At 38.0% G+C, this 14,275-nt stretch carries 14 protein-coding genes; 3 read left to right on the top strand and 11 right to left on the bottom strand.

Annotated elements, in window-relative coordinates; all coding sequences use genetic code 11:
* Position 1 precedes the first annotated feature (1 nt).
* On the top strand, positions 2–988 hold the full coding sequence (locus JOD28_RS00070) for a LacI family DNA-binding transcriptional regulator (RefSeq protein ID WP_204768892.1): 987 nt from the start codon (positions 2–4) through the stop codon (positions 986–988).
* Between the two features lie 73 nt (positions 989–1,061).
* Positions 1,062–3,194, top strand: coding sequence for a cation:proton antiporter (locus JOD28_RS00065; protein WP_204768891.1), 2,133 nt, complete (start codon positions 1,062–1,064; stop codon positions 3,192–3,194).
* A gap of 294 nt (positions 3,195–3,488) precedes the next feature.
* Here JOD28_RS00065 and miaA read toward each other — a convergent pair whose 3' ends face one another.
* Both miaA and JOD28_RS00055 read right to left on the bottom strand, forming a co-directional pair.
* The gene (miaA, locus tag JOD28_RS00060; RefSeq protein WP_204768890.1) at positions 3,489–4,379 is read right to left on the bottom strand and encodes a tRNA (adenosine(37)-N6)-dimethylallyltransferase MiaA; all 891 of its coding nucleotides are present in this window, start codon (positions 4,377–4,379) and stop codon (positions 3,489–3,491) included.
* On the bottom strand, positions 4,372–5,127 hold the full coding sequence (locus tag JOD28_RS00055; RefSeq protein WP_204768889.1) for a glycerophosphodiester phosphodiesterase family protein: 756 nt from the start codon (positions 5,125–5,127) through the stop codon (positions 4,372–4,374). The genes miaA and JOD28_RS00055 overlap by 8 nt, the downstream gene beginning before the upstream one ends.
* 88 nt (positions 5,128–5,215) lie before the next feature.
* Between JOD28_RS00055 and JOD28_RS00050 the strand changes: the two genes are divergently transcribed.
* On the top strand, positions 5,216–5,398 hold the full coding sequence (locus JOD28_RS00050) for a DUF3042 family protein (protein ID WP_204768888.1): 183 nt from the start codon (positions 5,216–5,218) through the stop codon (positions 5,396–5,398).
* A gap of 141 nt (positions 5,399–5,539) precedes the next feature.
* On the opposite strand, the gene JOD28_RS00045 is transcribed toward JOD28_RS00050, so the two are convergent.
* The 9 genes from JOD28_RS00045 to spx all read right to left on the bottom strand — a co-directional run bounded on the left by JOD28_RS00045 (position 5,540) and on the right by spx (position 14,098).
* Entirely contained in the window at positions 5,540–6,328 is a 789-nt protein-coding gene (locus JOD28_RS00045; protein WP_204768887.1) for an alpha/beta fold hydrolase, read from the bottom strand.
* A gap of 74 nt (positions 6,329–6,402) precedes the next feature.
* Positions 6,403–7,812, bottom strand: a complete 1,410-nt coding sequence (gene lpdA / locus JOD28_RS00040; protein WP_204768886.1) for a dihydrolipoyl dehydrogenase — start codon at positions 7,810–7,812, stop codon at positions 6,403–6,405.
* A 2-nt stretch (positions 7,813–7,814) separates the two neighbouring features.
* Positions 7,815–9,116 (bottom strand): 2-oxo acid dehydrogenase subunit E2, encoded by a 1,302-nt coding sequence (locus JOD28_RS00035; protein WP_204768885.1) that lies wholly within the window; start codon positions 9,114–9,116, stop codon positions 7,815–7,817.
* Positions 9,109–10,089 (bottom strand): alpha-ketoacid dehydrogenase subunit beta, encoded by a 981-nt coding sequence (locus JOD28_RS00030; RefSeq protein WP_204768884.1) that lies wholly within the window; start codon positions 10,087–10,089, stop codon positions 9,109–9,111. The genes JOD28_RS00035 and JOD28_RS00030 overlap by 8 nt, the downstream gene beginning before the upstream one ends.
* Position 10,090: 1 nt before the next feature.
* A complete protein-coding gene (locus tag JOD28_RS00025) occupies positions 10,091–11,227 on the bottom strand; it encodes a thiamine pyrophosphate-dependent enzyme (RefSeq protein ID WP_204768883.1) in 1,137 nt (378 codons plus the stop codon).
* Positions 11,220–12,230, bottom strand: a complete 1,011-nt coding sequence (locus tag JOD28_RS00020) for a lipoate--protein ligase (RefSeq protein WP_204768882.1) — start codon at positions 12,228–12,230, stop codon at positions 11,220–11,222. The genes JOD28_RS00025 and JOD28_RS00020 overlap by 8 nt, the downstream gene beginning before the upstream one ends.
* Before the next feature lie 202 nt (positions 12,231–12,432).
* On the bottom strand, positions 12,433–12,837 hold the full coding sequence (locus JOD28_RS00015; protein ID WP_204768881.1) for a rhodanese-like domain-containing protein: 405 nt from the start codon (positions 12,835–12,837) through the stop codon (positions 12,433–12,435).
* A 65-nt stretch (positions 12,838–12,902) separates the two neighbouring features.
* Positions 12,903–13,604, bottom strand: a complete 702-nt coding sequence (locus JOD28_RS00010) for an adaptor protein MecA (protein WP_204768880.1) — start codon at positions 13,602–13,604, stop codon at positions 12,903–12,905.
* A 59-nt stretch (positions 13,605–13,663) separates the two neighbouring features.
* Positions 13,664–14,098, bottom strand: a complete 435-nt coding sequence (spx, locus tag JOD28_RS00005) for a transcriptional regulator Spx (RefSeq protein WP_204768879.1) — start codon at positions 14,096–14,098, stop codon at positions 13,664–13,666.
* Positions 14,099–14,275: the final 177 nt, after the last annotated feature.

Genomic DNA, 14,275 nt, shown 5'->3' with positions numbered 1-14,275 from the left:
CATGGATAAAAAAATCACAATTAACGATATTGCTGCAAAAGCTGGCGTTTCAAAAACAACAATTTCTCGTTATTTAAATGATAAATTCGACAATATGTCAAAAACGACAAAGGTTCGTATTGAACAAACAATTGCCGAGCTCGATTATCGTCCGAATAGGCAAGCACAAGCCCTGAAAGCACGTAATTCTTTTTTAATTGGCGTCTCTGTTGCTGATATTTCTAATATGTACACCTCTCGTTTGCTAAAAGGTATCGGTGATTATTTTCAAAACACGCATTATCAAGTTTTAATTATGGATGCTGATGACAACGTTGATCGCGAATTAAGTAATTTAGAGAAAATGATGACAGAACAAGTAGACGGCATTATTTTACAACCCTTAGTTCATCAACCCGATCATTATCAATTTTTAATCGATCAAAAAACACCAGTAGTACAGGTCGATCGTTACACAGAACCTTTTACTTGGCCAGCCGTTGTCTCTGATAATTTTCAAAAATCAGTTGACCTCGCTAAAATACTTAAGACAAAACAGTATGATACAGTCATCGTCTTAGCAAATCGTATTACTGGTGTATCAAGTCGTATGAATCGCTATAACGGCTTAAAAGCAGGTTTAACCGGTAGTCAAATAACAGTTCACTTGATTGAAATTGATGATTTTAATTGGCAATCCCAATTAAAAACGACCATAGTTAATCATCATCGCACAGCCATTTTTGCGCTTAATGGTCAAGTACTATGGTCTGCTGTCCGCTTTTTAAAAACAAATCAGTTACGTGTACCTGAGGACATCGGACTAATTGGCTACGATGATGACCAATTTGCAGATATGATCTCACCAGAGATTACCTCTATTTCACAAAATCCTCAAGAAATTGGACGTACTGCTGCCGAAAAATTAAATATGATTATGACAGAACATGCGCTTTTGCCAAAAAATATTCGAATCTCGTCTACACTTCAATTACGCGATTCCCTATGATGGGTTGAAAGACATTTTCTCACGGCTAATTACTTTGACCCAGTAAACCATATAATAATTGACAAGGAGTAACATGAGTACTTTATACACCCTAGCTTTACTTTTGATTGGTGTCATTGCGACCAATATCATTAAAGAGTTTGTTCCAAAAATACCTGAGGCATTTATTTTAATTACTGTTGGTATTGGTATGTCTTTTACACCCATTTTCAAAAATTTTGAACTAGAACCTGAGTTTTTTATGTTGATGATTATTGCTCCTATCATGTTTATTGACGGTCAAAAACAATCATTTGCCAAAATAAGACAACGGTTCGAAGGTATTTGGCTATTATCTGTTGTTTTAGCTGTCGTCACAACACTTGTTGTGGGTGTTATTACCAACCACATCGAAGTCACTTGGACACTACCTCTAGCTATTACACTAGCTGCTATCGTCACACCTACTGATGCCGTAGCCGTCAAATCATTAACAGCAGGTACTGATATGCCCGCGGGTGTTGGCGAAGCATTGGAGCTCGAATCACTTTTTAATGATGCTACTGGTTTAGTAATGTTAGATTTAGCACTATCAGTTTTATCACAAGGCACATTTTCAGTTGTTCATGGGCTAGAACATTTTTTATTTGTAGCAATCGGTGGTGTTCTTGTTGGGACCATTTTAGGTTTACTTATTGTGGCATTACGCGTTAATTTACAACAGCGCGCATCAAACCCGGAAACAACGATCATCCCCATTAGTTTACTAACGCCATTCGCCGTCTACTTACTAGCTGAACACTTAGGAACTTCTGGTATCTTGGCGGTTATTGCCACTGGCATGGTGCACAATTGGGAGTCGAGTCGCTTGCGTTTGACTTCGACAACTGTGCAATTAACCTCGCGTACGATTTGGCAGACCATTGCAGATGTTTTGAATGCTGTTGTTTTCCTGATTTTAGGTGTTTCTTTACCTGGCGTGTGGCTATCAATCACAAAAATTGGTATGTTTGGTACATTACAACTCACAGCATTGAGTGTTCTGATTTATGTCATCATGCTGATCTTGCGATACATTTGGGCTCTGCGCGACAGTAATGATAAACAAAATCATCATAAACCAAGCAGCTTCGCACTGTTTTTTGGCGATCGTAATAATAGTCAACATAAGTTTTATGCTCGTATTTTCGCTATTAGTGGTGTTCATGGCACTGTCACATTAGCTATGGCCTTTTCCTTACCTTACAAAATTGCAGGTCATGCATTTCCTTACCGAGAAACACTCATTATTGTAGCAACCTTAGTCATTTTAATTAGTATGCTTGTTAGTGCCATTGTCTTGCCATTACAGTTACCTACAAAAATCGAATCATACACAGCAATTGATATCAACAAAACACGTGATAAAATGATAGACTTCGCTTCACTTAAAATTCTTGACCATGTATCAGATCATAATGTGCGTGAAACACTATCAACACAACTTCAGTCACAAAAAAATAAATTATTCATGCTGGATGATAGAAAAAACGCTTCACCGCAATTTCTTGAATTATTAGCGGACACACAAGATTTTGCTCTAATGTATATTCGTAGTGACTCTACCACTAAAAGATACAGCACAAACGTCATTAATATATATGCTAAAATTTTACAGCACACACGTAACAATGGTCCTAAGCAAACGAAATCGTTCAAACATCAACTTAAACGTACATTACGTCGATATGCTCGTGAATCAACTTGGCACCTTGCCAATGGCGTTATTACACGTGCGCAACGCGATCGTTTCCGAAAAAATAAATTAAAAACTGATCCCACATTTGCTGCCAACATCAAAAAATGGACTGACACACGTGATGAACTCATAGCGCTCAACAGCGACCTGACTCATGCCACAGACACCTATTTAGATGATACATTACGTCAACGTCTTGCTGACCAGCAAAGTGATAATAACCACATTTATTTCGTTCGCGAAACAATGAATCACTTCTTTAATCGCGTAAAACGTGATTACAAGCACGAATCTGTACCCGTTAGCAGTGCACTTTACATTAAAGCATTCCAATATGAGTATGACTTTGTGCAACAAGGTGTTTCTGAAGGTACGATTGTCCAACCGATGGCGAGTGCACTTTACAAAGAAATTAATCAAGCGCAAATGTTACAATTAGACCAAACTGAACAATTAGCTACAGACGAATATACCGCATTGGAGATATAATGCTGCGTCAATAAAAAATAAGGACATCCGTGATAATCAAACATGAATGTCCTTATTTTTGTTAAGATCGCATAACTCTTTATACTCAACCATTATTTTCTATCAGAATAAAAATATCTATTGATTACAATTGACAACACGGTCATAATAATTGTAAAAATCAAACTATCAATTATCGTGTCATAAAAGTTAAACTTTTGTTTAAACAGCAAAGAAAACACAAAAATACCTATAAAATATACAATTGCCATAACCATACTGCCTATGGTTTCTCTGAAAAATATTTTTTTCATATTAATTTTTTGATACCCAATATTTAATACGCGCTGCTAATTCTGTCCCTGCTTGCGCACCATCAATCCAAATTAATCCCGGTATTTGATGCCTAAGATAGGTAAGTTGCCGTTTAGCATAGCGTCTTGAATCTTGTTGCATTTGAGATATGGCATCTTTTAATGGCAATTCGCCTTGTAGGTATGGAAAAAATTCTTTATAACCAATCGCCTTACCCGCTTGAATGTTCTCACCACCAGCATCTAAAATCGATTGCGCTTCAGTTAACAAGCCATTCTCAATCATGATTTGCGCGCGTGAATTAATCCGCGCATATAAAATGTCACGTGGCCAATCAATACCAACAACTAACGGATCGTATTTAGGACGCGTCTGGTCTACGTCATGTGCCCCATGACGCGCAATTTGAATTGCGCGAATGACTCGCTGCTTATTATGTTGATCCACTTTATTTGCTAATCTCTCGTCGCGTGTTCGTAACTCAACTATTAAATCATCTAACTCACGTTGCTTTAATACAGCAACTTCTTGCTCATCACTTGCAACAAAATCGAGTGGCTGTTGGCCAAGCAATGCTTTTATATAAAATCCAGTACCGCCTGCAACAATTGGTAACTTATCACGAGAAATAATATCTGCAATCACGTTATCTGCTTGTTTAACAAACTCAGCGACAGAAAATTGATCTGTCATATTTACAATGTCAATTAGATGATGTGGCACTAACTCGCGTTCTTCATCTGTAACTTTGGCTGTACCAATATCTAACTCACGATAAATTTGCATGGCGTCTGCTGAAATGATTTCACCATCGAACCTCTGAGCCATATCAATAGCTAAACTACTTTTACCAGATGCTGTCGGTCCTGCAATAACAACAATTTTAGTCATGATTCTCACCTTGTATTTCCGATCGTATTCTTGTTGCCAATGCCACTTGATTTGTGATAATCCCCCTTAAACCAGCTTTGAATACACGCCGCATATCAGCTTCATTATCAACTGTCCAAGTCCTCATGTGTTGTTTTGGACGCCAAAAAAAATGGCCTCTTTTTTTCAATAAACGAATATCGAGGTGTATATAATCAAAAATACCACGCCATTTTAACCAATAAACTTTGGGTGTAGGCCAAAAAACCAAAGCAGCAATATCTGCATCTGTTTGTAACCGACGGATTTTTTTTAAAGTATCTAAATTAAAACTCTGATACAAAATGTGATATTTGGGCTGATAATGGGCAACACTGTCAAGAATATCTTGCTCAATGCCTGGATAATCAACATGATCCGTCTTAATTTCTAAAATAAGTGTTTTGGAAAAATCCACACGCTGTAAAAATGATAAAAACTCATCAAAAGTTGGTATCCGTACACCTGGCATTTTCGGCTCTTTGTAGCTGCCCGCGTCAAGCATTTTAAGTTCAGCTAATGTTAAATCTTTAACATACCCTATACCATTTGTCGTTCGATCAACTTTTTCATCATGAATCACCACAAGGTGTCCATCTTTAGTGCGATGGACATCCATCTCAAGCATATCTGGTTGATAGGCCAAGGCTGCTTCAAATGCTGGTAATGTATTTTCTGGGGCTACGACACGGTATCCTCGATGTGCAATAATTTGTGTTTTACTTGTCATAAGTTTATTATACTAAATTCATTTACAAATGCGTCAAAATAGTTGATAATAGAGTTTAAGAAAACTTAAGAAAGAAGTGGTTAATATTATGAAATCATTCAAATCAGGTGTCATCGTTGGAATTTTGAGTTCAGCCGCAGTGGCTGCAACTACTGCACTCAGCTACCGCCACACTGTTGTCAAGCCAGCACAAAAAAGCGAAGCACATCATGAAGAAGTATCAAAACAAGCTATCCGTCGTAGTGTGGCTGCTCACCAATCACGTTTTTAAAAAATGGGTCGTTATTTAAAAAAATTAAAATCCTAGTAAAATCTCAAATTGAGATTTTACCAGGATTTTTTGTATTGCTTTTATAAAAAACGAATTATAATTTGCTTGAATCAATCCTTCATATAAAAAAATCGACCTGTGTTATCTGATTAATTCGGAAATAAACTCTAGGACAACCTGATTAAATTCATCTGGCATCTCAATATGTGGTATATGCCCTGCGCCAGACACAATATGGCTATAACCAAGAGAACTCATTTCGGCCACCGCCTGTGCATGGTCAGATGACCATAACGAAGATTGACTGCCAGCAATAAACAAATGTGGTATATGTTCACGTCTAACAACATCACGCCAGTCCTGCATCAAACTGTCTATCAACAATGGCTCATTATAACTAAAATCAAAAGGATGATATGCTTTGCCAATCTCACGTTTAATATCAGTAGATATTTTGGCACGTGTTAGCTTAGTGCGCGGTAGCGCCTCTATCGCCTCAAAGAAATGATGCTGATCGGCGTTAAAAAGACCAAAAGGCCAACTATCATCACGTAACATCTTGGGTATCTGATCCTCTGTAACAACAGCACGCAAGTTGTCATCCCCATATAGCGATTCGTAAGCCCAAATTGTACTAGCTCCCATGGAGTGACCAACTAATATAGGTTTTTCGATACCTAGAAACGTTATTAATTCCGCTAAATCCTGTCCATGACGTGATATACGCATGCCATAATCAACAATATCACTTTCTCCATGGTTTCGTCGGTCATACGTAATGACCTGTAATCCTGATGCTACAAAAGGGTCAATTTCAGGCGCCCATGTTGCTTGATTGCCAGAATATCCAGCAACCATTATAACAGGTTGCCCTTCACCATACACATTGTAATCTAACTTAACATCATCGTTTGTTTTGAATTTTGACATAAATCACCAACCTATTACGATCCCAAACACGCCATCACAGTTGTGACGGCGTGTTTATTTTTATTATTATTTGATTAAATATGAATAGGTAACCCATCAGCTAGCTCTGCTGTGTCCATGATTGCTTCACCCAGCGTTGGGTGTGGATGAATGGTTAACGAAATATCATTTGTCGTTAAACCATTTTCAATAGCCAAGGACAATTCTGAAATTAAATCAGAGGCACTTGGACCAACGATTTGCGCACCCAATAGCGCATTTGTAGCTTTATCACTAATCAGACGGATGAACCCCGTGGTATCATTCATTGAAATGGCACGACCATTACCAGCAAAAGGAAACTTTGATATTTTTACATCTAAGTTGTCAGATTTAACCGTCTCTAAATTTTCACCTGTTGTAGCTAATTCAAATTGCGTATAAGCGACAGCGGGTAATGAATAGTGTAAATCGCGTGCCTGTTTGTCACCAGAAATTGCCGCAGCAGCGATCTTTCCTTGAAAACTAGCCTTGTGAGCTAATTGTGGCCCCGCCGTAATATCACCAATTGCAAAGATATGTGGTACATGCGTTTGCATATTTTCCGCCACTTCAATGACACCGCGTTCAGTTAGTTTCACATCAGTATTGTTTAAACCGATCGCATCAGTATTCATGCACCGACCAACCGCTACCAAAAGATAATCGCCAGTAACACGCTGCTCTTCACCATCAACTTCATAGCTTAACGTGACATTATCTGCCGTTTGTACGGCAGATTTGGCCGTTGCTGAGGTCACTACTTCACCACCGTGTTTTTTAAAGTCATCCAATACCGGTTTTATCATTTCATGATCAAAGCCATTTAACGTATGATCTAACCCCTCTATGATTGTCACTTTGGTGCCCAAATTAGCATAAACCCCACCTAGTTCAGATCCAATAACACCGCCACCAACAATAATCAGTTTTTCAGGAATTTTTTCAAGTGATAAAGCACCAGTGGAATCAATAATACGATCACCAAATGGCATACTTGGAATCTCTATTGGTCGAGACCCTGTTGCAATAATCGCATTGTTAAACTGTAATAATTCATGTCCATCGTCTTGTACAATATTAACGGTCTCATTATCATTAAATGTTGCTTCACCTTTAATTATTTCTACATGATGTTTCTTAAGTAACATTTTCACACCAGAAGTTAGTGTGTTCACCACTGTATTTTGTTTCCAACTCTGTGCTTTAGACCAATCAAGTGTGACGTCTTCTGTCACCAATCCAAAAGGTGTTTCGGAAGTTGCTTCACGATAATGATGCCCAACATTAATTAATGCTTTTGAAGGGATACATCCAATATTTAAGCAAACACCACCAATCTCATCACGTTCCACAATAGTCACTTTTTGACCCAATTCAGCTGCACGAATAGCTGCAACATAACCACCAGGTCCAGAACCGATAATAATCGTATCAACATCTCGTGCTTGTGCACCAACAACCATAATTAAACCTCCATCAGCATATACGCTGGATCAGCCAACAGCTGCTTTAAATAGTTGAGAGCTGTTTGTCCTAACATACCATCAATCAAACGATGATCATAACTCAACGATAACTTCATGTTTTGTCCTATGACAATATCACCATTTTCATCAATGATTGGTTCTTTTACAATCGTTCCCAATCCTAAAATAGCTACTTCTTTGCCATTAATAATCGGTGTAAACCATGTGCCACGAGCTGAACCAAGGTTAGAAATCGTAATTGTGCTACCTCTCATTTGTTTAGACGTTATCGAACCGTCACGTACAGCCTCAGACAATGACACAATTTCTTTAGCAATTGTCAAAATAGATTTCTGATCCGCATGCATAATAACTGGTACATATAGACCCGAAGGTGCATTGACAGCAATACCCATATTAACATCTTCATGATAAATGATTTCGCTTGTATCCATATCAACACTCGCATTGATCTCAGGGAATTTCTTGGCAGTTGCTGCCAATGCTTTCACAGCATATGCCAGATAAGTTAGGCGAATACCATCTGCTTGTGCTTGCGCCTTGAAACTGCTGCGATGTGCAACCAATTGACTAACTTCAACAGTATCAAAATTAGTCACTGAAGGAATCGTCGCGTTTTGAGCACCCATTGCTTTAGCAATTGCACGACGAGTTGGCGACATTGGTTGGCGACCCTCATGAACCACGGCTTCAGGTATTTTTGAAGCAGTATCATTTGATTGCGTAGTCTGATCTTGCTGAATTGGTACTTCTATTGGCGCTACTGACTGCTTTTTAATTGTTTCATTGACGTTTTCTTTATTAAACGACTCAACATCAGACAGTGTTACATGGCCATGACGCCCTGTTGGTGTTACGGTAGTTAGGTCAATCCCCTTTTCAAATGCTAAGTGACGGACAGAAGGCATAGCCAATACATGACCATTAGCCACCTTAACCGTTTGAGTCGTATCGTCTGATGTTGCCAAAGGCAGCTCATTTTCAGAAGGCGTGGCTGTTGTTTCGTTCTCAACTTTTGCACTGCTATCAGGTTTCGGTGTCCCACCACCATCAAACTCAATTAATGGATCACCAACCTCGACGGTTGTCCCTGCATCAACATATAAATGCGTGATTTTTCCAGCATAAGGCGACAAAATTTCTTGCAGTAACTTATCGTTTTGTACTTCGGCTACGGGATCATCCATTGCGACGACATCACCAACTTTCACAAGCCACGACGTAATATCACCTTCAGCCATACCTTCACCAATATCTGGCATTGTAAAAATCTCAGTCATAATTAACAACCTCCATTACTTTAGCCACAACATCATCTGGTTTAATCATCCAGTCATTTTCTGCTTGTCCAAAGGGATAAATCGAATCTGGTGCAGCAACACGACCAATTGGTGCCTTTAAATGTAATATAAAACGTTCAGAAATTTCACTCATTACATTTGCACCAATACCAGCCATTCGCTGTGCTTCTTGAACAACCACAACGCGACCGGTTTTACTAATTGTTTCTCCTATACTTTCAATATCAAGTGGCGAAACAGTACGTAGATCCAATACCTCAGCAGAAATACCATTTTTTTCTAACGTATCTGCCGCCTTTAAAGCAACTGGCACACCACCACCATAAGAAATAATAGATACATCCTCGCCTGGACGAGCGACCGCTGCTTTATCCAACGGTGTTGTGTAATATCCGTCGGGCACCTCTCCTTTTAATGAGCGATAAAGATGTAAATTTTCTAAGAATACAACTGGATCGTCAGACGCAACTGCACTCAAGAGAAGTCCCTTTGCATCGGCTGGATTAGCCGGCATCACAACACGGATTCCTGGAATTTGTGCCATCATTCCTTCTAAATTATCCGCATGCATTTCAGGCGTTTTTGTACCACCACCATATGGCGCACGAACCACAATTGGCATATGTCGTGTGCCATTAAAACGAAAACGGTTACGTGACATTTGTCCAGCGATAGAATCCATGACTTCAAAAACGAAACCAAAGAACTGTATTTCCATAATTGGTCGATAATCTTGTGTCGTAAGACCAATAGCCAATCCACCAATTGCCGATTCTGCTAAAGGCGTATTAAATACGCGCTCATCGCCATACTTAGCTTGCAGGCCATCTGTTGCGCGAAACACACCACCGTTTTTACCAACATCTTCACCAAAAATAATGACATTATTATCTTTTTCTAACGCTAAATCCATTGCCTCTCGGGTAGCGTCAATATAACTCTTAACAGCCATGTTACTTCCCCTCACTTTCCAACTTGGTAATTTGTTCAGACATCGCATAGCTAGGGACTTCAAGTGTATTTTTCACGAAGTCAGATATTTTTTGTTTAGACACAGCATCAGCAATTTTAATTTGACTATCAATATGTTCGTTAACCTCAGAAACATAGTCCTCTTCTTGCTTACTATCCCAAATCCCCCTATCTGTCATATACTTACGCATGCGAAGTAACGGTTCTTTTTGCCACCAAGTATCAATATCATCTTGCTCACGGTAGCGCAATGGGTCATCGCCCGCTGTTGAATGAGCTTCTAAACGATTCGTCAGTGTTTCAATCAATACTGGGCCCTTGCCACTAACGGCCCAAGCACGTGCCTCTTTTGAAGCCAAATATACAGCAATTGGATCATTTCCATCAACAACTATACTAGGCACACCCGCTGACCAACCTTTTGCGGCTAGGTGCGTTGCTGCTGTTTGCAGTTCACGCGGTGTTGAAATTGCAAATCCGTTGTTTTGTATAAAGAATACAGCGTTAGCCTTATAAGCACCTGCAAAATTCACACCTTCATAAAAGTCACCTTGCGATGAACCACCATCGCCAGTATAAGAATATGCCACGGCATTTTTCTGACGTTTTTTCAATCCCAAAGCAATCCCGGCTGCTTCAACATATTGCGCACCAATAATAATTTGTGGCATCCAGGAATTAACAGGTTTTCCATCCTCAGTGGTGAAAACGTTCCCTAAAACATGTCCTCTAGACCACAGAATAGCTTTCCAAATCGGCCATCCTTTAACAATAATTTCAGGAATATCACGATAACCAGGCATTAGCCAATCATCATCATTAAAGGCATAAGACGATGCCATTTGAGAAGCTTCTTGTCCTGCCGTTGGCGCAAAGAATCCAAACCGCCCCTGTTTTGCTAATTTTGTGGATCGAATGTCAAGTTGACGACTTAATAACATACGCTTCATGATGTTTTTGAAATCATCATCGGACAACGCTGCTCTTTCCAAGGCATCGTTGTCCACAATTTCTCCCTTGTTGTTTAGAACACTTAATGTTGGAAAAGCATCTGCTTGTTCTTTAATTTGATGATCAAAATCAAGAACTGCTTTATTTGTCGTTGTTATATCAGTCATTATTACTTACCTCATCTTTCTGAAAGAAAGTTCCTAGTAACTCGTCAATTGTAATGCTGCCAAAATATTGCCCATCTTTATTTTTTTCTAAGACTTGAGAAACTGCTTGACGTGTAAATGGCAACCCAATAAATTGTGCCTTCATTTCACGCCAATCACGTACACCCAAAAAATCTCCGGTGAAATTAATGTCTGTTATTTTACCATCTTCAACATCAATTTGTGTATCAATGCTACCACCATCAAATTTCGCATGATTATTGTACATGAATTTTGGACTTTTACCATAGTTCCAAGACCACTGCGAGAACTGTTCATCACGTAATTTCAAAATATCATTTTTTTGTGTTTCAGATAATTTATATTCCTCATCTTCCCCTTCATTTGTTAAATAATATTGTAACTGCGCGATAAACTTTTCGATTGTCAACTCTTTTGGTGCGTAGTCTTTAATATTTCCAACACGTGAACGTACAGATTTAGCTGCTTTCGATATGAATTTTTCATCAGCGACGTTCAACGATCGAACCATCGCATCAACGTTAGTGTTCCAAAGTAATGTACCATGATGCATTAAATAGCCGCCAGCATATCGTTGTGCATTCCCTGAAATTTTTTTACCATCAATTTCCAAATCATTTCTGCCTGATATATCAACATGAATACCAACTGACTCCAAAGCATCCGCCATTGGTTTGACAAATTGACGAAAATCCACACGCGCACTACTTGCGACCGGCACAAAAAACGTAAAGCATATGTTACCAAGGTCATGATAAACTGCACCACCACCTGACACCCGCCTAACAACTTGAATATCATGCGCGTCAATATAATCCGCGTTCACTTCCGAAAACGTATTTTGATTTTCCCCAACAATTACTGCTCGTTTATTTTGCCATAGAGAAAATATTGGTTTATCAGGATGTAAGTTTTTTAACAACCACGCATCCATAGCAATATTTGTGTAGGCATCTTGATTAAAATAATTAATAAATTGCATGATTCAGGCTCCTTTATTTGTAACCGCTTACATATTACACCTTTTATTATACGCTCGTTTTATGAAAATTAAAGCACTTCTTAACATTTTTAAATTAGATTTTATTTTATTTTATTTTATTTTATTTTATTTTATTTTATTTTTTAAAACATAAAAAAAGTTGTAGTTGAATAAATTCAACTACAACTTTTAAGACTTAAAACTATGCTCTGGTTTTTTGACCGTCGTATCGACTAAAACCACCGCGCAAAATAAAGACTTTATTTTTATCATAACCTTGTTTATGTAATGCCTTACTGACTCGAGCAACATCACGCAAACGCTTATCATACAAAAAAATATCTCGATCTTTACGTAGACCTGACTTACCTTGTGTAAAGTTCACAGATGGTATGTTTCGAGCGCCCATAATATGCGAACGTTTATATGTTGCTGATTCACGAACATCAATAATCTGTCCGCTTTCAGACTTCAGTTTTTCATCAAACTCTTTAGGTTTAAGCAATTGACCACCTTGCTTTACCGATAAAAAGATAAATAACCAACTACCAAGAGCTACTAAACCCCACGCAGCGATTACTATAACAACAGTTAATATTAAATTCATTGCTTACCTCTTCTAATAACGTCAATTCTTATATTATAACAAAAAAAAACACCCTTGAGCGTCTTTTAAAAAATATCCTTAATTTTCTCTAGTGCATTTTTATTAATAACAGTTTCACCATGCTCACGTAAAACATCATCTTTAATGTCACTTTCAGTCGCGAACTCTAAAGCTAACGATTTTTGATCTTTCAATATTTTATCAGTGATATTATCTAACGGAAACTGTACTGTTAAATAAAACGTAGAAGCATATCGATACAAATTAGAAATGATTCCAGGGCCTTTAATAAATTGAGAAATTGAAATCACTGACTCGAAGTCAGACAACTTCAATGTAAATTTACTTTCAATACGATTGACAGGTGATTTTACTGTTGCTGCTTCATTAGCCTCGTTCAATGTCACACTGCCATCATCTGATTCCCTTAGCTCCGTTTTACGTTCATCAGAAACTTCATCAGTTTCATCATCTTTATGTTTAGCATAAGCCATTAAATTATTAATAGCATCTCCAACTTGATTTTCATCATCAATTCTAGAAATAAAAAGTTCTAGACCATTCCGATTTGGTAAAATTTGAAAGCTAACTTGATCATCATCTCCAAAATCATGTTCGACATCAACTTCAGATAAAATATTGTAGAAGAAAGATTCAATTTTATCGTGGTTACCAAGTAAATCCATAACCGAAATACCGCGTTCTTTTAAATCATTATTCTCAATCATAACACGAATTGTATTTTCGTTGATTCGTTCCATTTCCATAATTTAGTGTTCCCCTTTCATGAAAATATACCATTCATATCTTATAAAATTAATCATTACTAATCTTTTTCAACGACTAAATCTTCAGCAACATCTGCAAAATCAGCTTTAAACGTTGCACGAATAAGTTCACGTTGACGCACATCTTTTGGCAAAAAGCGACGAATTTCATCATCATTATACCCAACTTGCATACGACGCTCATCCATGATAATTGGTCGTTTCAATAATGAAGGATTAGCCACAATTAAGTCTATAAACTCATTAATTGAAATACTATCAAGATCAAAATCTAATTCTGCGTATACTTTTGAACGCTTAGAAATTAACTCTTCTGTACCATCTTCAGTTAATCGTAATAGTACTTTAACTTCATCAGCACGCAATGGTAACTTATTTACATCACGTTCAATATAGTCAATATTATGGGATTCAAGCCACTGCTTTGCTTTTCGGCATGAGGTGCAACTTGGTGAAGAAAATACTGTAACCATAAAATGTTGACCTCCTTTAAAAGCTAATAGTTATATTATAACAAATTTGCTTAATAAAGTATATGTACGCCGTTACAGCAAAAAAAGTACCCCTCTCAGAGTACTCCCTATGTATGGCACCGCATCTTCCTATCCTCGCAGCCAGCGATCCGGCAACTACTTTCGGCGTGATAGAGC

The organism is Leuconostoc rapi (assembly GCF_016908715.1).
GTDB classification, from domain to species: domain Bacteria; phylum Bacillota; class Bacilli; order Lactobacillales; family Lactobacillaceae; genus Leuconostoc; species Leuconostoc rapi.
The sequence above is the reverse complement of the archived record's forward strand: the minus strand, read 5'-3'. Positions and strand labels throughout refer to the sequence as shown.